We start from the raw sequence: 20,711 nt of genomic DNA on the forward strand, positions 1-20,711 counted from the left end.
ATGATAGCAATAATAAAACTGATGATTAACTTACTAAAAATTGATTTTAGCTGAAATTTTCGATAGCGAATAAGGATGTCCTCCTAATAACTTACTTAAAACAGGTTTCAAAATGATAGCTGCCCGAACCAACTCTAACTATCGTATAATAGTATCCACCTTCATACACAACATCATGGCTAATTGGATAACCATTCTCTAACACTAATGCTCCTATCCCAAGAATAGGGATACGCACCTGTGCGGAAGTATTAGCTGGAATGCTCACAGATAAGCTGACTTTCTCTTTGGAATGTGAAAAATCGACTAAAATTAATCCTCTGACTGAATGATATTTGCCGCGCACATGGTGAAGTTTCTCACATAGGTACGGTGCAATACTAATTTCTTTATAGGCTCCGGAGATTGATGAGATACCTAGTAAATCCTTGTAAAGCCATTCCAATATATGTCCCATCATATCATGATTACGTGAACGTGCATCATCTGTCCAAAACTCCGGCAGTGCTGTCTCTCCTTTTTCGACGAATCGTATGTAACTCGGATGCTCTGGTTGCATCATCATATCAAACACAATATCATTGCGTTTCGTCGCTGAGAGTGCTCCGAATAAAAACCTAAGACCAATCTCTCCTGAATGTATTTGCCGTGTAGAGGCGGTTTTATGAAGAGTCAATTCAACTTCCTTTCGATTGGCTTCAGGAACTAATCCGAAGAACAGCGGCATTGCCTGAATAACTTGATTCTCAGGATCGAACTTGCCGTCAATTTTGCAATACACAGTGCGAATTTGACCGAAGCAAGTAACCGTCTTAAGTAATAGTGCGTTGTATACCTTACGTATTCGTTCTGACTCTTGCAAATAGTAATTAGCATCTTCAGGAATTCCCAGTCGTTCAGCAAATTTCGCCATTAGCCGGTAATTCTCATAATAAATCGCAGACTCCACATTCTCGATATAATCACCACCCGTTTGTGGATGAATACCCCAATCCCCAAGACCATGATTAATCAGACCACCATAAACTTCTTTCGACTTCAAATAAGCCATATAGGTTTTCATTGCCGGATAAGCCATTTGTATCGCTGTTTCATTTCCATATGTCTCTAACAGCAAGTCGGGGACGGTCAAAATAGAACTTCCCCATGCAATTGAATCACGGAATCCCCCTTCAAATTTAGAGTATTCAGGTGCAATATCAGGAATAAGTCCTTCATCCGTTTGAGCTTCTATCATATCCTGCACAATCTTGAGCCATAAATCTTCGACGTGCTTCACATACATAATGGAGGGTCCCATTAGGCCAGCGGTTTCAATCCAACCTAACTTCTCAATCGTCGGACAGTCTGAATGAACACTTTGCAGATTGCTTTCAATCGCTTTCGTAATGATATCTGCAAGCTTTCCGATTCTGGGATCATTGGTTTCCAGTTCACCTGTATCGACCGAGTCTGATGTAACGAAATGCCCCTTTACATCATGTATAAATGGCTTATATTTTTTCTCTACATCTCGTGTACAACCTTCAATCTGTATCCATCTTGCTCCATAGCAGGAGAAATCAGGTTTCCATACTTCAACTTCGCCAGTCCCCTCCAGTATATACTCGGAGTAGGTAACTATATCCCAAGGTGTCGCGATGGTTCCGTCTTCCCTCATTAATTCACCTGGTTTAATCGTAACTTTGGTACCTGCTGAACCACTAACATAAATTTCAAACATGCCTGACATATTTTGTCCTAAATCGAATACAAAAACCTCAGGTAACGGTTCGTTAATTTGAATGGCATGGTAGATGTTTTTCACAGTAATAGCAGGTTGATTTTGCACAACCAATTTTCCAATAGGAGGGTTCAAAATCACTGCTTTCTGCCAATCCGAATCGTTATAACCTACTTGCGACCAGCTGTGTGGGTATAGACGAGCATCAAAATTTTCAGATCCATATACGTTAGCTAGCGTGGTTGCGCTATTCCTCACCTGCCAACCTTCTTCATTCGTATGTACAGTCGAACGATTTCCGTCCTCATACTCGATGTGGCATTCAGCTATAGTCATAAGTTGACTGCCGTATGGCTCATAACCTTTGTCCATCGTGTAAAAGTGCCTACTCCCGCTGTCTCCAGCGAAAAAACCGTTGCCAACATGTATACCTATAACATTCCAACCCTGAGTCAGATTATCTGTCACATCAAAACAGGTATACTGTATGGACTTATGGTAGTTCGTCCATCCCGGATCCATCTCATGATCCCCTATTTTACTGCCATTCATATAACAATTAAAATGCCCTAGACCGGAAACTAAAACATAGGCTTTTTTCACTTTTGAGTTAATTTCAAAGGAGCGACGGGTATAGAATGGCTTACTTTGTCCGTTACCGATCCACTTAGCTTTCCATGAATCCTCCAAGTAACCAGTAACGAATGGTGAAACATCGCTACATGAAATATGCCCTTCCTGATCCCATACTTCCACTTGCCAGTAATAGTCTTTGACACTACAAAGTGGTAACCCTGCGTAACTCACAGCCAATTGTTCCGAGGAAGTAATTATACCGCTATCCCACACTAGATTCTGAGCTAATGCTAGGGAATGTAGGTCTTCAGCCACTAATATTCTGTATCTTATTTGGTGCTCATTCTTCTGCTTGTTTTGAAGCTGCCAAGAAAATATCGGTTTCCTCGCAGTAATCCCCAGGGGTGAAGCAAAGTTTTTTATTTTCAAGAAAATTGGTCTCATTTGTTTTTCTCCTTTTCCAATCAGTGATTCTAAAAGATATACATATCTCGAATTCTTAAGAAAGAAAGCCCAGTCGCAAAGAGCGAACTGAGCCTTTTATTATTTATACATTCTGACGGCCTTAAAGCTTCTTATACATATGAATTTGACTCATCAACCCATAAGGAACAGTTACATATTCCGGCGTATATTCCTGCCCAGTGCGTCGATAGTCCCACCATTCCTTCCAATCATATGCCGTTCCTGCCTGGTGCAATGGGCCGAGCATATTACGAGGACTTCCAACAATCTCGATATCAATCGAGTTCTGACCTTGTTTCAGAAAATCGGTAACATCTAAGTTTTTAGCTGAACGCCAAGGAATATGTCCAACTTCCTTGCCATTTACCCGGACGACAATTGTTACTGCGGCAAAATCACCTAACTCCATAATCATACGGCATTCATCTAAGTCAAAATGTTCATATTTCAAATGATAAATTATACTGCCACAATAGTGCAAATAGCCCTGGAGACACCAGTCTCCGAATCTGAGCATTTCAGGCTCCTTAATAATCTGACGATCAGATCCTAATGCAAATTCACCTATTAAATAGCAGTCTTCCATTTCCATTTCATGCGTATATGAACAAGTAAGCAATAGTGTATTTCGACCATTAACTAATGTAGGAAGTTTAATTGTTCCCATGCAACGATCCAAGTACCAACCCGTTACTTCATGATCTACCTTTTGGCCGTTTAAGCTTACCTCAAATCGCTGCGCTTGTTCAGCAACAAGATAAATTTCTTTCTCTGGCACATCAGACACATCGATTGTAAACTCAAAAGTGATTTGTGCATGATCCTGCTCATGCGCCTGGTGAATCCAGAGATGCCGTTGCAGACCACCATTATAGTAAACCTGGCGCATTCCGAGTGATGATCGAATCTCCCGTTGTGCTTGCCAAACGTCTGTCACTTCGGACCAATCGCCTGTTTCATTTTGATAGCGACATTTGTCCAACACTAGTACATTAGGTGCTGTACGGCTAAACAAGCTTACCGGCCCAAGAGCTGTTACTATTTCCCCTTTTTGCTCTTGAGGTGGATTGAACATCCAATTATCAGTACGTATAACTTCAACTGGTCTTATGGTGTTATTCATCACATACAATTTGGAATCTGTAGGACCAAATGTTTGTTTAAAACACACTCGACCATCTACTCTTTGGGTTTCAACTCGACTAATATCACCACTAAGGAGATCCCAAATTTCTACTTCCCCGTACCCGGCAAGCTGAATTTCAACCACGTGTTCAGCAGTGCGATCTTTATTTACAACAAACACGACTTGCCCATCATCCATCTGCCTTTGCATATATAAGAAAGTGTCGGCTTCCCTCATTTTGCGGTCCCTAATGCTAACTTTTCGATCCAAAATCTTTTCAAGTTCAAATGGAACAGCTCCTGCTTCACTAACATGAATGAAATTGGGATGCGCCGACAGCTGAAGAACCTCATCCGAGACATTACCATCTACAAGATTAGGCAGACTTCCTACTGCTACAACTTTTCCACCTGCATCGATAAATTGTCGAATAAGCTCTACCGTGCTGCCGAATATATTAACCATCGAAGGCAACACAACTACTTCATATGCTGCTTTATTGACATGAAACTTTCCGTCAATAATCTGTCCTGTTTCTTGCAAAATAGTCTCGTCACCAAGATCATAATCGTAATGAGCAGCAAGCATTAGGTCAATAAATTCATTAAATTGACGATTAAATGCTTGTAGTTCGTCATGATTGCCAGCGGAATTGCCCCATCTTCCATTCACATCAATACCAAGCATCGCCCATACAGTTGATACAGGGTGAACTACAAGCACGTCACGAACTACCTTACCCTGACTGAGAACAGCACTTAATTTTGAATAATAGTCCTCAAGAATATGGTTATATTCCCACCAATTCGTATTGTAATTAAAACTTGGTGGATAATCCCTTTTACGGCAACCCTTCAGTGAGTAGAGTGCAAGATGGTGAGTTAAATAATTAATACCAAGGACGAATTGCCAATCACCCATCCATTTTCTTCCTTCGAAAGTAAGCTCCCACCCTGTGACGCCATACGTTTCGGTAATAACACGTTTTTTGCCATATTGATTAGCTACGCTTGCTACTTGTTTAATCGTAAGGCTTTCATCGGTCTGCTCACACAGCGTATCAACACCAGGAATATCCATGTATCGATAGTGTGGCATGACTGCACCTGAAGTCTGCACTGAAGATACCAAATTGCCCTCAGAATGGTAATGACCACTAAATTGAATGCCATTTTCCTGACACCAATCCCCTAATTGTTTGGTGTAAGAATGAGTAAACATTTGAGTCATCGTTCTCCAATAGTCGTGTCTTGTCTTTGCAGATTTCTCACCAGTGAAGAATAGATAGGGCAACACACTCCATAGCTCATAACCACACATTTCCTTAAAATACTGAGGAAATAAGTCCGTCCATGGCGTCCACGCATAGGCGCTTCGATTTTGGCCAAAGCCACGCATAGAAGGCTCGTCAGTGAAAATACCAGGAATTGTTTTGCCAAATTCGGTACCTACAGCATCCTTGTAAACCTCGTATGTTGATTGAATGAACAACTCTACCGTTTTTGGATTTAAATTATCTGTATATGAATCTCCATGACACCATTCGTTTGCAATAGCTATCTCGCGGCGGAAAACCAAATAAACGTTGCCATTTGTAAGTGGCTCAGCTAAAGCTGGCCCGATTTGCTCAAAATGTATGATTTCATTGCCTTGAACTTCAGCCATATAAACTGCAACAATTGAGTCGCTGTACAAAAATTGGACATCTACTTCTAAAGTAAGTGCCTTAGCACGAACTTCATCTCCGCCCATCTTCGGCACGAGTCCCCCGCCCATGCCAGATGAATATCGGTCTTCGTCATATAACCATGCATGCATGGATTCCTGTTTGGCTGTCTCTACGGTTTGCTTTATACGTTCCATGAATTCATGGCTCAAGTAGGGCGTTTCCAGACCTTCTCGAACATGCATCATGAATCCTCCCATTCCCTGTTCCTTGAATCCTTTCACCTGGGTATCAAGTTCATCCTGCTCGAGTGTATCATTCCATGACCAGAAAGGTACTCCTTTATATTCTACTGGAGGTTGTTCAAACATTTTCTTTAAATTGCTAATATTCAACGATATCAACTCCATCTAATTACTTGAATAAGCTATGGCTATTTTTCATTTTACACAAATAATTACATGCTGAAGATTGCATTATGTTAACATCTCTTTCAATTTTTTAGCCTTTCTTCTTTGAATAATAAAATAAGGTCCCCCCCCTTCAATAGATGGTGGGCACCTTATTTTGTCATTCATACAAAAAAGCAAAAAAAGTATAATGAATATTAATATTTTACACCGATAGTCATTTAGAAAAAATTTACAATAAATAAGCAACTATGATTACACAAACAAAACAATAAACACCTTACAAATCTCATTAGAATGGAGGAGCTGTTACAAAAAAGTATTGATTTCTATGTTCTTACTCTACAAATTAATATGGTTTTATTATGAAGGGAGTGCGAAAATTTTGAAATCCAAAACATTGAAATCGTTTTTAGTTGCAATGTCTTTACTCATGACTACTACAATAATTGGAACTTTCCAAACTGCCTATGCAGCCGGAACGGTAACTTTTAACTACAAAACTGCAACAAACAATTCGGGCAGCCCATTACTATTCGGCGGTTCCAATGAACCTAGTCCAGAACATAACTCAAATGTTTATCCCAAACTGAAAGGTGCAGGTTTTAAGTATCAACGAGGTACAATCCATATGGACACTCTCCTACCCAGTAACATCACCCTCGCGGATTACAAAAATAATGTGAATAATGTACAAGATCCAAATACGTGGGATTGGACTGGACTTCAGTGGGTTGATTTTGCAAAAGCAAACGGTATAACTACAATGTTAAATATGTTTTATGCTCCACCTTGGCTTACTTATAGTGGTAACGCTAAAGGCGTTCCAAAAGACTGGAGTGTATATCAAGATATTATCAAAAAAATTATTACTAAATATGGATCTAAGCTTGATTATGTTGAACCATTGAATGAACCGATGACCAGCAATATGCTATCACGATCAGGCAGTCCTTATACTTCCCAACAAACTGCTGCTAAAGATATATATTACTATACAGTGAAGGCTATTAGGGCAGTAAATACAACTGTCCAAGTTGGCGGTGATGGAGATGATAAGCAAGGCGGGGATTTTGGTGCTTTAGGAACTATTCTTAGGGACTCTAGGCTTTCATCAACTGATATTCAATTTGTGAGTTATCACGCTTACAGCAGTGACCCAGTTGCAAAATCTCAAATAGGTGCAATGAATACATTGTTGAGTAATACAGGAAGAGCCGGGCTTCCCATTTTCATAGATGAGTGGAATTACACTTATGTTGGGGATACGACCGATCCGCATGTTGTGGGCAATCAGGCAGCTACATTTGTCGGTACGACATTAATGAAATTTATGCTTCAACCATCCGTAAAAGGCGCGGCGTTTATGTCATTTTTGCCTACTAACGTTGTGCTATCACCATATGAGGATTGTCCAGGTTGCGTCATCAAACAAGGGCTTTACACTTGGAACAATAATACTGCAACTCTGATGTCGCAAACCAATGCATTCCGACTGCTTAGCTCCTCTATGAAACTGGGAGCCGGTACCTTTAAGGCATATACGGCAACTTATGCAGGTGTAGTTGATACAGCGGTTGGTGCCATAAATAGTGCTGGTAACGTAATTGGAACGATGGTCAACGATACCTCATCAGCAAAAACTGTAAATGTAAACTTCACCAACATTAATGCTTCTAACGGTACACGCACAGTCACAGTGTATATAGCAAGTTCAACAAATGCTGGAAGCACTGCTACCCAAACATTTACAAATGTACCATTGACAAGTGGAAGCCTCAGTATCTCAAATGTATCAATTCCTGCTTATTCTGTAGCAGGCGTTATAATCAATTAGCTCAAAAAAACAGCCGTTGAGCAATTGCTCAACAGCAAAATCTTAGGATATTAAAAGAAAGCTGACACGGGTATTTCAACTGTGTCAGCTGTTTACTTTAATTGGATTGTGGAGCTCGCTCTAAAGAATTGAATATATTAACGATCAGACAGAGGGGGCTCTTCCTCCAGCCAGTTCCATTCGTTATTTAGGATAAACCGGCTCACTGCTTCGTGAGGAGCTATCCCCCATGCATGGAAGGAACGAATGCATTCCACAAATGCCTGGATCGTTTCCCTGTTGGTATTAAGTAACATATCCTCTTGCAACTCAAAATAACGCTCAGGTATATGAGTGAGCGTTTTCAACACAACCATCATAGACTTGTGGCATGGGAACAACACATGGTTGTAAGCGAGTAGCAGCCTTCCGGCGAATAAGGTAACCTGTCCGATCGAATAGATTAATAAATATTTGTTTCCCGTTTCATTAGCCCGATTTGCAAAGTAGCCACCATATAGCTCTACTTGTGCAAAGAAATCTTGGAAATTCTTTTCCCTGTTTTTTTCCGGATATACGGGGATTTTTGCAATTAGATCATCCACCCCAGGAATCTGTGAGAATGCAACGAACGCCTTCTCGAATGAAGCACGGGTAGGTTCGCTCCCCCTGAGTGCAGCAGCTTCAAGAAAGTGATATGGTATGATTTTCCCATCGAAATAGCCACCTGTGTAATCACACCCCTCTTTTGCAAAATAAAACAATTGATCTTGTCGTTTCTTTTCTTCAAACAATTCATCGCTAACGACCAGATAACAATCGATATCGGAGTCCTCACGTGCAATTCCTTTGGCAACAGACCCAACAATAATAATTGCTAAGATTGAAGGGTCTAGGCTTAGCATACTAACTAGATAATCAATCGAATCTTTATGATGAGCTCGTAACGTAATGCCCTCAAATGGATAAGCCATAGTAAGCATCTTCCTTTTTTTAAGTAATTCTAACATATCAACTGTCATATCTATAGGGGTATTCAAGACATCCTAATAGGGCATTTCAGACCGTACAATATGAATTCAAATTGCTCAAAATCTTCCGTATTCACTTAAAACCGAGTATTGGACTGAACATAGTAGGGGAGTGCTTCTATCGTTATATGCTGGTCTTTATTTGTGATAAAAATGAAGAATACGATGCTTCAAACAGATACTCAATGGTGTTCGTTCTCTACCGCTTCGCCTTATAAAACTCTTGATACAACTTCATGAGCGCCCTTTTCTCAATTCGGAATACATAGCTCCGCGAAATCCCAAGCTCCTTCGCGATCTCCCTCAGCGTCCGCTCTTCGCCGCCAAGCTCCAAATCAAACCGACCGACAACAACTTCCTTCTCGCGGTCGTCCAAAATCTCTAGATTTTTATATATCTTCGCTTTCTCGATCTTAAGCTGCACCGCATCCACCACGTCATCCGCCTCGCTACCGAGGATGTCAATCAGCGTAATTTCATCATTCCCCTCTTTATCCGTTTCGATAGGATCGTGCAAGGATACACCCTTCCACGTTTTCTTTAGTGAGCGCAGATGCATAAGGATCTCATTCTCAATAAATCGTGCTGACTCAGACTTAAATCTATTATATTTTCCTTTATTTGAATTCCTTCCCACTAGAACTTCTTGAATTCTCAATTTAGATGTTTCTTTATATAAAAATCTAGCTCTCCCATCCTTATAGTGACTAATAATATCCGGCAGTATGTTATGTTCTTTGAGCAAGCGACGGAGTCGTTTTTCTCCAATTTTAAACACTTTAAGTAAATCCGAAAAAAAATATCCCTGCTCTTTTAGATTTCTTACTTTAAGATCTATTAAACATTTGTGAAGTTTATCATTTTCAAGATATATGTCACGAAGTGTTGCCTCAGAGTTTTGACGAACTGGTATTATTACACCAGATAAAATAAGTTGTATAAGCGATACAATTGATAGGTTATGTATTGTGTACTTAATCAAAGCTTCATGGAAACTAATGTAGTTAGAAGGAATTACCTTTACTAATTCCCCTCTGCAACGTGTAACTAGTTCTTTAACTTCATCAAGATTTATCCGTTTTGATTTTCCAGAGAATTTTAAACTTACTTCAAATAAATTAGCACGAATTAGACTTTCCAAAGAAGCAGCATGTATACCAAGGATAAGACCAGCTTCTTTTTTTGTTATCCATCTTTTCTCTTCCTTGAGGTACATATCGAGGGTATTCTGATCAACATAATATTCATTTTTATTACTTTGATTCATTTGAACCAAGTTGTTCTTTGCTAGGCGGAACATTTTCCCGTACGTAACCCCTTTTTCAATTTTAACTTCCTCGCGGCGGATTATTTTTCGTTTCTGAAGTAATTGAGGCTCTTCCTTAAAAACCCCAAAGTCCCTTCTAATTACTCCACTTTCTAATTTTTGAATACAGTATTGATGAAATGCCTCTCTTATCTCAGCAAAACAATCACGTTTAACTATTTTTTCAAATAACAGAAATGAATCATATCTCTTTGTGTACTTAAATTTTGCAAGAAACAAATCAAGCACAAAATAAAAATGAGAAGCGAAGCTAGTGTACATCCAATCGGCATTAGAAAAGGCTATTGCAAGAATGGTACTACTTTTCGACTTGTATTTTTGATTATGAAAAATATCCATAGTATCTTGACTAAAACCAGTTAAATCTTTAAATCCATCTAAGAACCTGAAGCTGGCATATATTAGTTCTATATAGTCTTTTGCTTCCAGATTAAAAATAACTGACTTTTCTTTAAATATTAATGTTTTTATTAGATTTAATTGCGAATTTGAAAATATATCGCAGTGAATTTTCTCAATGTTGAGGCGGTTAAGTGGTGATTGGCAAAACATACAACTTTGCTGAATGAAACTAAAATAATCTAAAGGCTTACTACAGGTACCACAACCTTCTTGAAGAGTCACAAAATGTTTAGTACACATTTTTAAAGGTAAAATACACCACTCTAGTTTATGATAAAAATTTTCTCGAACACACAGTGGACAAAATTTAAGGTTATTTTTTTGAATTATTTTATAGGTCCAGGAATCATTTAGATCCCCTAGGATACGGCTTGCATTGTTCAAAGAAATAAATTCACTTTCTTTAATCCATGGACAGATTCTATAAAAGATTGCGTCAGGAACTTCATTATTTATCAGTTGTGCATAAGTGAGTTTTAACTCTCTCAAGTAGTTTGAATTAGGCATAAAATGATTATTTTTATATAAACGAAACAAATAGCTCGACATACTTTCATCATGAAAATGGATCGGACGCTTAGGAAAAATATAATTTACTTCCATTACTTTTTCTTCCTTTTGCGCTCTTTAATCTGTCTTTTTATTTTATCTAGTTGTTGATAGTATTCATCTAATTCCTCAGAATCAGCCGCTTGATGTTGTATTTGGAGTGCAATATCTAAACAACCATTTTCTAAGGTTATTAAAAGATAGTCATCACTTACTGTGTCTACGAACACCTTAAGCATTTGTGTGTTTGCTGTGGTTTGAAACCATTGATTTCTTATCGCCCAGTGACACGAATAATACTTATCCTTGTACTTAATCCCTTTCTCAGTTATTTCTGATATTGCAGGAATGAATAAATTGATGAGCTCGCTATTACTTGTCTCCATATGAGTCCCTCCTATGAATCTATTATTACTAGAGTTGCCATATTAACTAGAAATGATACGTATACATAACAATATATCGATTTTGTTATTTTAACAGACATGTTTTTCTTTATTAATGTTGTCTACACTTTTTATGAGGTGTAGACAATGACAGATCGAGAACAGGTACTGCTGGGAAAACGTATTCGTGATTTAAGAAAAGCAAAAGGTTACTCTCAAGAATATCTGGCCGAGATTTCCGGTTTTCATTACACTTACATTGGTGGACTAGAACGTGCACAAAAAAATGTCACACTCGCTAATTTAATAAAAATTGCAAGTGCTCTAGAAGTTGGAGTTTATGACTTATTTGAGTACACAAAATTAAATTCATCTGTAGATAAAAAAACTTCTGATATCGAAAAGATATTGGAAGCTCTAATTAAACTTCCCAATAAAGACGTTAGAAAAATTAAAGATTTTGTATACAACATGTTTGAAGACAAAATATAAGCGGAGGCATAAATGCCACCGCTTATTTCAGAGCTCAAAGATTAAATTTTTGACCAGCTATGCGGAGCTTTCCTCTTCAGACACTAGTTCATCAGCCAAAATTTTAGCCATATCGTTATCCGCAAATTCTCCAATTATATTTTTTTGTGCTTCTGCTATGACATTCCCATCTAATTTCCCCAGAATATTAAAGTCATTAAAGTCCTCCTCCATAACACCAATGATATCAAATGCTTCCCTTAGAATAGGTTTAATCCATCCAACTAACCCACCGGTAATATCGTAAAGTAATTCAGGGAAAATACTTTCATCATTAGACCAATCTAGAAGTCCTAGAGGCGGTGATAGTTGAAATTCAATATTCTTAATGAATTGCTTAAAAGAGTCATCACACTTCTCAAAATGTCGTAACACTGTTTTAGGATATCGTCGAATATGTTGAGTATTTAAAGTTCTAAGTTCCTCAATAGCAAGGGTTCCGACGCATACTAAGCAAACATCCGCAGAGTTTGCAATATCTTTAATATTTTCCATCACAGCTTTTCGTTGGACATACGTTGAAGCTAGTAAGTAATCCAACTCATCAATGATGAGCATTTCAACTTTCAATGCTTTCATCATTTCGAAAGCTTGAGTTTTTATCCGATCAACATCCGCATTACGAGGAGGTAAATTCATAGCTTTAAGGATATTATTATAAAAACCTTTGTAAGTAAACGGAATAGGAAGTGTCATATATATAACCGGTTTAATATCTATTTCTGTGAAGTCTTCATCTACAACGGTCCATCCCTTATTCATCTTCACATATTTTTTTAATGTCATGGATTTTCCAGCGCCCGACTTACCCTCAATAAATATATGAATAGGGGAATCATCACTCTCTGCCCCTGCTCTTTTATTCTGTCTATTTTTATTTAATCTTTTCCAAATACGAGTAACCTCATCATGTTCAATAAATAAATTACTGATTCGATTCTGAAAATCTTTATGCTCTTTGTTTATCATAGACGTGAACCACTCCTTAAAATTAATGTTAAAAGGATTACCAAATTATACCGGAACTATTCTCCATTAGAGCTGATATCCCCACTGAAGATGGCGAAAAGGAGCACTTCTGCCCCTATCTCCTTAACTTTCTTTACCACTTCGCTGGTTATTGTATTTTTCAATTAAACTTTGTGTCTTAGTAGGTGTAGATCTCTTTGTTGGTTCTCCAGCTGGTATGGCTACTGACAAAGTACCACCTTTATTCAAAATATGTTTCCTCATTGAGCTGTTTTTGTTTACAATTGTTTCAAACCGCTCTTGAATTAGTTTCTTTCCCTCAATGATTTGATCCGTACCTGGTATTTGTCTTTTATTAATTTTCCCTTTCTCAATTAGTATTTTACGAATTGCTTTGTAGAGATCACGACTTATTCCTTGCACTTGCTCCGCAGGTGGAGATATAGATGGTACTTCAATATACGTTTGATTAATCGTATCCAAAATATAGATGTGAGATATATCACGTACATCAAACTTAATCTTCACATTTTTCTTCAAACGAGTATTTACAAAACGACTTGTTTCCGGTGAAGCATATTTTACATTCTCCTCTCGAATACCGTCTTTATCGTATGATTTCATGTCAACAGGTAGCAATTTAATCAAATAGCTTGTCTCTTGATTAATTGGAATACTTGGTGGGTAACCCATTACATCGACAGCACGATGAAATCTTACTGCAGGGGTATCTTCTTCAAGTGGTAAGCCCCTATGAGTATCAAAATGGTACACATCAACAAAATATCGAACCAGTAGTTCTCTTAAATCACTCACGGTTAGAATAGCTTCTTTTTTAGCTGCTTGACGTTCCTCAGCCCTACTCCCTTTATTATAGAAACCCAGTAATTGATCCAAAAATTCATCATTAATTGTTCTAAAAAATCTTTCTATAATTCCACCATATCGAGGAGTAGCTACAGGTCTAAATCTCACTTCTGCTTGTAATTCATCTTCAATCATACTTTTTACATAGGCATTGTTGAACTCTGGACCGTTATCCATATAAATTACAGTTGGTATTCCATGCATCTCCCAGTCATTAATTGTTCCATACATTTCTTTTGCTCGTTTGAGACAAATTCCATTATATATAGCGCACATAACCTTATGACCTGATGGATTTTGAAAAGAAAGATCAAATCCCCAAATCATTCTGGTAAATACATCAATAGCAAGAGTTAGCCATGGCTCTCCAAGATCACTGCCTGTTGTCTCATCAATTAGTTTTATCGGGAGTTTAACATGGTCTATTTCAATTACATTAAGCGGACATTTAGCAAAATAACCCGATACCCTTTGTGTTATTGGATCATGATATTCCGCTTCCATAATCCCTTTCGATAATCGGTCATAAATTTGTACATTAATCCGTTTAACCATTTTATAGACAGTATCGTAAAGAAGAGGTTCTAAATTCTTGCTAGAACATAGAATCTCTAAATCAGAATGTAAATGAGTAATCTTCCTTCGCTTTTTTGATAAGAAACGCTTGATCCCATTTTCGATTAATGGAACATATTCTTCATTCTCAACTCTGCAGTATATCGTATCTAGAATGATTTCATCCTTTTTGGGATGAATAATTTGGATAGCTTTCTCATCTTCCCTCGAATGGGAGTTATAATAAGCCTTCGAAATGAGACCTTCTACTCCGAAATTTTCCCTATTGTTTTCAGACTCATAGTAAGATTTTAGATATCTCTCCAATTGCCGAGGAGAAATTTTCTTCTCTCCTCTTTCCTTTGATTTCTTTGACACACGCTCTAAAAGTTCTTTTTTGGTTAACTTGGCAATGGTTTCATTAGTATTCAGATAACCTTTATATATCTCATTAAAGGAATTTAAAGCGTACAAATCACCTTGCTTAGCCTTATCATAAAGTAGTATCGGCTTAATTAAATTGAGCCGAAGTATTGTCTTCTTTTTTCTATCTGGAATTAACGTATCTAACATAAATGTTACTTTTTTTTCAACGTTTGTTTCATTTTTAGCTGCTCTTCTCATGACATCATCAGGGCCTCTAAATGTAGAATCCTCTAATAAGGAAATGTAGTTTATTTCCCTTAATTTCTTATCTCCATCTTCCCTGTAATACAAAATATTTGGCGCCTGGATATCGTGAACGTAGAATTTAACACCATTTAAATAGAACTCGTCATCGATAGCTAAAGGATTATGTAACTTCATCAGCAGCTACTCCTTATCAAATAATAAGTTAATATCATCAAAAATAGTTCCATACGAAACTTCACTTGTTTGATCAATTCTTTTACTTATTTTAGTTAGCAGAACACCAGTTGCAATTAAATGAAATATAAGCGGCAGCACATGCCGGTAGTCCACTTTTGGTTCAAAACTTTTTGCCAAACGTAACACCTCTACTTTATGAAGGTATTCTACGCGGCGTCTAACTTCAGGAATTAGAGCAGAATAATATTCTCTTGGCCGCAGATAATTAACTAGCCATAGAATATTTTCCTTTATGATTTCTGGTATTGTAACCTTTGGATTTACCAAACTATATTCCCAGCCTTTTTCTCTGGCATAATTCTCGCAGATCTTATACAGATTGGGTTTTTGCTCAACTTTACTGTTCCCGCCTTTAATCTGAATTAGAGTTGGTCTTGAGCCATCTCTAAATGTCAGAACATCCGGTACGTGTACTTCTTCTTTTAATATATGGTCTTTAGTTAGTCTATTTATTGGAACATTGACTGGTTGCTCATAGTAGCGAATAGTTAACCTATCAAGCTCCAGTAAATAATAAAAAAGGCACTCTCCCCAAAATGATTCGTATTGAACACCTCGCTTCATTTTGTGACTGTAAATACTGCCTATTAGATGCTCGAATTCTCTGCTACCTTTATTAGTGACATTTCTTTTCCGCGAGAATAACTTATCCTCTTTGCTCCAGTCTTTTTTTGTACTCCAGTTGTAGTTCATTTACCAACCTCCTGAAAAGTGACAAAATATGTTCCAGTAATGAATACTTTTCAGTATTACCCATTCTTTTATGGATAAACGCAAATAATATACTGCTAAAATAAGAAAAATTGGGGGCATTGATGATATACTCAAAAAAACCTCCCCAGTTTGAGCTTAGAGAAGCCAACTGACGAGGGTTGAGCAAGATATCGAGCTTCTACATTTTCTTCCTAGTACATTTGCTGAATAAAATTGAAGCGAGAAGAAATGACGCGCTTGTCATTGGTCCTTGTTTCTTTACCGCCAACAAAATTTGGTTAATCTTTGCCTCACTTTAATAAGGTTTCCTTAAAGGTTTATACTCAGGCAGTTGGTAAGTTACAAGTGCAGAATACAATTCGTGATTTTGCGTCTCATCAGCAGCAAATGCGCAATTAAATTTAATATCAACTAATATTGCTCCATCATTTTCTAAAGAAGCCAAAAAATCATTGATGTCTTTTTCAAGTTCACTTTCTTTAAATTCAGCTAGGATTTTAACCTTTGTACCCACTACTAGCTCACCTCCAAGATTAAACAACTTATATATACACAATAAAAAAAAGCTTGTTCCATTAGGAACAAGCTGGTATCTATTAAATATTGTTGCAACCTTACTTTTACAACTTCTCAATCCGCCAATTATCAAAGCATTACTAATAATCTGCTTCGCTTCTGACAATTCCATAGGAGATGCTGGCAGTTCATCCTCACTTTATCCATGTCTTGAAAAGTCACAGTTTACTGGACTATTCGCAGTAACGGCAATGAGTTTCTTTTACATTTCGACGCCCAGACCTTGAGAGTCTTACCCTATTTGCATGAGGTGATATTCCCATGAACTCCCCACTCGGAACTTCTTCACCCTCTCTATACACATCCGCTTATCCATTCATTCTTTGTTTAGTGTGAACTCGAATTGCGCCGCGCTCATCTTTATATGAAGAAATCAAATCTCTTTGGGATAAAGTCTCAACTAACTTTTGAGTTAACACATTTGAATCAAGTAAAGGCCTTTTTCTTTCTGTAATATCTGAGAATGGAGAGCCTAGTTTCGTCAAATTTACCATTATCTCTTCATTCTCCATATCTTTAATAAGACTTAACATCAAGCGTAGTTTGGATTCAATTGAGATTTGAGATTCCATCAAATAATCAAGAAATTCGGTATTTATTTCTATTTCATTCTCTAGTATAAGTTTAGTAATAATTTCTGCCGATTCTAATTCAGTTGGGAGATCACTAACATTTATGCTCTGAACAATCTTCCATTTTTCGTTTGCATTAAAAAATCTTGAACGCAATAGCAAAACAATTTCCTCAGGCGTAAGATTATACACACTTAGTTGTTCTATAAATTTCTGTGGTTCTTTCTCAATTAGTAGAATCTGCAAATCTAAGTCTGAGTCCAATTGTTTTAATTCTGAAAAATTTTCTGGAGATAAAGCCAATATTCTGTTGTTTATCAAGGATTGAATTCTTTGAATTGGTAATTCATTTAACGGATAGTGAATAAATCTATGCAGGCTTTTTGAGATAATGTTAAAAGATTCATAACTAATATTTCTTGAGTTAATAATCATAATAGATATATATTTTAGTTCTTTGCCTGATGTACTTTCTAAATTGGTCAATATATTTTTTGACAATTCCTCACAATTATTAGTCTGATTTAAATAGACTATAGCCGCGTCATCGAGATTGTACTTTTCAAGGTATCCAATAAGATTTTCCCACGTTGGCAACATTCTATTGTTAACAAGTAAAACTGACCAAAGTTCAGTATCTTCAATTTGAGTTAGATCTGCTATCATTATCTCTTGTTTTTGTATTATTCCTTGCTTTAACTCTAAAGTAATTCCGCTATTATTCAGTAGGATCATTAATACAGCTTCATCTTCATGGATAATTTCTTGGGCCAAATAGACATTTGAAATATAATGATTAATGTTTTCCTCTACATAGTCAATAAGTTCAGTACAATTTGAATTCAATATACTATCGTAAATATGATGGGCTGTTTCCCTAGTAAGATTACCATAGATTCTTAACAATAAATCAATGTTCTGCCTATTGATTTCATAAAGGTTATTTAAATAAATATGTTTTAACACTTTATTATCTGCTGTAGAACTTGAGATAACTTTAAATTTAATTTGAAGAGACAAAAATATTTCGTTAACTTTTTCATGCTTTGATTCATCTAATAACAAATCTAAAAAGTTATCCTTGTTTGCTATGTAATTCAATAATACATTATCAATGTTCAGTAGTTGTATGTCTTCTATAGAACCATAATATAAAATATCTAGCAAATACTCTTCCTTTGTTGCCTCTGGATACATTGACTTAAGATCCACGAACTTCCAAATTCCAGTCCATTCTTTGCACAGTTCTTCTATAAACTTCTCCTTATGTATTGTGCTCTTTCTGAATATGTCAACAAATTGAGTCGAGGTATCTGTTTCGTCAGAAAGCTGTACCATTATCAACTTAAGAAACAGAGTATACTCACTTGCATTCTTGATAATAAAGTTTATAAGAGTGATGTTTAGAATCTCTGGTCTCTTAAAATCGTTCGCATATAGTTTCTCGATTAATTGCTGTATCTTAATTAAATTATAGTTGGATGGCAAAATTTCTTGATTTTTCACACTCATAATAAACCGCATATCTTCAATCGATAGGCTACCTGGATAAAAATAAGTTATATATTGATGATAAGTTTCATCAATATGACCATTTCTTAGTAAAAATACTAGCAATTTTTCGTTCGCGATATCCTCCGTAAAGATATCATTAAATGGACTCTGTTGAATTATGTCAATCATAGACCATAACTTTACTTCTTCTTTCAATTCCTTTAGCTGCTGCAATTCAACTTTTAAAACATTTAATCGATTATCAATTTTATTCGTTATAGCTTCTTGACGTAAATAATAGTTTTCTCTTGTATTGAACACAGTTAATATTTCTTCTTTTGAATAATTTCTCGTATTCCCGTTTCGAGATACTTTTATATTTCTAGCTGATTCAATACTACTAAACAATGTGGATCCGTGAATAGCGCTGTTGTAACTTGAATTGTCCATGTAAACTGTAACATTGTTGTGATAACCGAATATAGCGATTAAATAAGCAGTTGTTAAATCTTCAATTGAATTTAAGCTCTCCTGTTCAACTCGACTGATTTTCAACTCAACTTCTCCTATATCGATATTTATGGCATTTATCCGTTTTTGAATAAGTTCGTTTTTCTTCTCAAAAATAGTAAATACCATCCCCTCGTTAAACTGTAATTTTGCAAAGTCTGATGGATAGATATTTTTATATACAATCATGGCGAGTAAAGTACTAGGAATTAAATTAATACTCCCCAAGTTACTTTTATATAGGACGAATTCATTGAATATATTTTTTAACAATCTCATATCATCAATAAAAATTGTTATATCACTTATAAAACTTTCTGTAATCCCAAGTCCAATGTTCTCGTTCTTTAATTTCTTCTTCAGAACTTCACCGGAGTTAGAAGAATTTATTATTGGTACTACTGGTAAAATAAAATCAAAAAACTTAGTTCTGTTCCTGCTAGTTTCTAACTTATCTTTCTCACCAAACATGTCATCTTTAATAGCATATATAAAAGTTACTTTTCTCCTTATCTTCTCAGAATTATTAATTAGTGAATTGAGTTCACGCAAGTTTTCGAATATCTCTAAATTTTTAAATCGATCTAAATCCTCAAAATACACTACATTATATTTAGTGGCTTCAAAAAAGTATAAAATCTCATCAATATATTTGGAGAAGACTGATTTTTCAGCCATTACTTCTAAAGTTGTATTCTTAAGAGTAATTTTACTTAATCTCAAATTTTTATATATCATTTTATAACTAAGGTACAAAAAAACTAATAAAAAAGTTATTGAGTATGCCACAATAATACTTTTATACAACTGCTGATTAGTTACTTCAACAACAAAAAACGTACTACTTAATAATTTTTTTAAAAATCCTGTTTTGAATAATTCAGTAATACAAAATAGGAACAGTGAAGAAGTAAGCAGCCAATAAAAGAACGAGCTCTCCTTTACATTTTTGATTCTTTTGAACCGAGAAAAGGGTATTTTCTCATCCTTTACCTTGTAGAACATTTGTTGCAAAATACTTTTCTCTAAGGTTTGAACAGCATCATTATCAGAACTTTCTGCTTGAGTTGTTAACAAAGAAATATTCATAAAATCATACCTATTAGAATTTTTCTTTTCGAAGGTTTTTAATAAACTACTTTTACCTGAACCATAAGGTCCCGATAATGCAACATTTTTAATTTCTTTATTTTGTAGAGACCATTCTAATGCTTTGGAGTAGGTTCCTTCGGGATCAACATTATCGCTTGGTACCAAGGATTCATATATGTTATTGCTTGTATTGTTTTTGGAATTAACAAAAATATGCAACTTTTCTACCATTTTAATTATTAAGATCAGGAAGTTCCCTAAATGGAACAGTAATTTCGCTTTCATAGCGCACCTCATTGAATTCTTTTTCGACTGCAATAAACATTCTTATTAAAGATCAATAAATTGGTCGTTTGTTTATGATACTATTTATTCGCTAAATATCGACAAATTCCTTTTATTGGAATCGACTGCTAAAGCAACATTCTCCCCATTCAGAATAGTGATGAAGCAACTTATAATGAAAAAGTGACATTCTATATTC

General features: G+C 36.1%; 12 protein-coding genes and 1 pseudogene. 2 read left to right on the forward strand and 11 right to left on the reverse strand.

Annotation, left to right across the window (positions count from 1 at the left end):
- Window positions 1–91 precede the first annotated feature (91 nt).
- Both ASL11_RS15505 and ASL11_RS15510 read right to left on the reverse strand, forming a co-directional pair.
- Entirely contained in the window at window positions 92–2,743 is a 2,652-nt protein-coding gene (locus ASL11_RS15505; protein ID WP_056615859.1) for an alpha-L-rhamnosidase, read from the reverse strand.
- Window positions 2,744–2,864: 121 nt separating this feature from the next.
- Window positions 2,865–5,951, reverse strand: a complete 3,087-nt coding sequence (locus ASL11_RS15510; RefSeq protein WP_162261649.1) for a glycosyl hydrolase — start codon at window positions 5,949–5,951, stop codon at window positions 2,865–2,867.
- Window positions 5,952–6,351: 400 nt separating this feature from the next.
- Here ASL11_RS15510 and ASL11_RS15515 point away from each other — a divergent pair, with 400 nt between their 5' ends.
- The gene (locus ASL11_RS15515; protein ID WP_162261650.1) at window positions 6,352–7,803 is read left to right on the forward strand and encodes a cellulase family glycosylhydrolase; all 1,452 of its coding nucleotides are present in this window, start codon (window positions 6,352–6,354) and stop codon (window positions 7,801–7,803) included.
- 137 nt (window positions 7,804–7,940) lie between these two features.
- Here the strand turns inward: ASL11_RS15515 and ASL11_RS15520 are convergent, their stop codons facing one another.
- From ASL11_RS15520 to ASL11_RS15530, 4 genes and pseudogenes are all read right to left on the reverse strand, one after another.
- Complete coding sequence (locus tag ASL11_RS15520; protein ID WP_056615867.1) at window positions 7,941–8,756, reverse strand: nucleotidyltransferase domain-containing protein; 816 nt, start codon at window positions 8,754–8,756, stop codon at window positions 7,941–7,943.
- Between the two features lie 256 nt (window positions 8,757–9,012).
- A complete protein-coding gene (locus tag ASL11_RS38150) occupies window positions 9,013–10,782 on the reverse strand; it encodes a sigma-70 family RNA polymerase sigma factor (RefSeq protein WP_442953068.1) in 1,770 nt (589 codons plus the stop codon).
- Window positions 10,771–11,145, reverse strand: a pseudogene (locus ASL11_RS37860) (TniQ family protein); the annotation flags it as partial. The pseudogene ASL11_RS37860 and the gene ASL11_RS38150, both read right to left, overlap by 12 nt.
- Complete coding sequence (locus tag ASL11_RS15530; protein WP_056615870.1) at window positions 11,145–11,477, reverse strand: hypothetical protein; 333 nt, start codon at window positions 11,475–11,477, stop codon at window positions 11,145–11,147. The pseudogene ASL11_RS37860 and the gene ASL11_RS15530, both read right to left, overlap by 1 nt.
- A 147-nt stretch (window positions 11,478–11,624) precedes the next feature.
- Here ASL11_RS15530 and ASL11_RS15535 point away from each other — a divergent pair, with 147 nt between their 5' ends.
- The gene (locus ASL11_RS15535; RefSeq protein WP_056615873.1) at window positions 11,625–11,969 is read left to right on the forward strand and encodes a helix-turn-helix domain-containing protein; all 345 of its coding nucleotides are present in this window, start codon (window positions 11,625–11,627) and stop codon (window positions 11,967–11,969) included.
- 57 nt (window positions 11,970–12,026) lie between these two features.
- Here ASL11_RS15535 and ASL11_RS15540 read toward each other — a convergent pair whose 3' ends face one another.
- The 5 genes from ASL11_RS15540 to ASL11_RS15560 all read right to left on the reverse strand — a co-directional run bounded on the left by ASL11_RS15540 (window position 12,027) and on the right by ASL11_RS15560 (window position 20,512).
- On the reverse strand, window positions 12,027–12,977 hold the full coding sequence (locus tag ASL11_RS15540; RefSeq protein WP_056615875.1) for a TniB family NTP-binding protein: 951 nt from the start codon (window positions 12,975–12,977) through the stop codon (window positions 12,027–12,029).
- A gap of 123 nt (window positions 12,978–13,100) precedes the next feature.
- Window positions 13,101–15,206, reverse strand: coding sequence for a Mu transposase C-terminal domain-containing protein (locus ASL11_RS15545; RefSeq protein WP_056615877.1), 2,106 nt, complete (start codon window positions 15,204–15,206; stop codon window positions 13,101–13,103).
- 6 nt (window positions 15,207–15,212) lie between these two features.
- Window positions 15,213–15,962, reverse strand: coding sequence for a TnsA endonuclease N-terminal domain-containing protein (locus ASL11_RS15550; RefSeq protein WP_056615881.1), 750 nt, complete (start codon window positions 15,960–15,962; stop codon window positions 15,213–15,215).
- A gap of 316 nt (window positions 15,963–16,278) precedes the next feature.
- Window positions 16,279–16,497 (reverse strand): sporulation protein Cse60, encoded by a 219-nt coding sequence (locus tag ASL11_RS36975; RefSeq protein ID WP_162261651.1) that lies wholly within the window; start codon window positions 16,495–16,497, stop codon window positions 16,279–16,281.
- 370 nt (window positions 16,498–16,867) lie between these two features.
- On the reverse strand, window positions 16,868–20,512 hold the full coding sequence (locus ASL11_RS15560) for a YobI family P-loop NTPase (protein WP_056615888.1): 3,645 nt from the start codon (window positions 20,510–20,512) through the stop codon (window positions 16,868–16,870).
- Window positions 20,513–20,711: the final 199 nt, after the last annotated feature.

The sequence above is a fragment of the Paenibacillus sp. Soil750 genome (assembly GCF_001428045.1).
GTDB lineage: Bacteria > Bacillota > Bacilli > Paenibacillales > NBRC-103111 > Paenibacillus_E > Paenibacillus_E allorhizoplanae.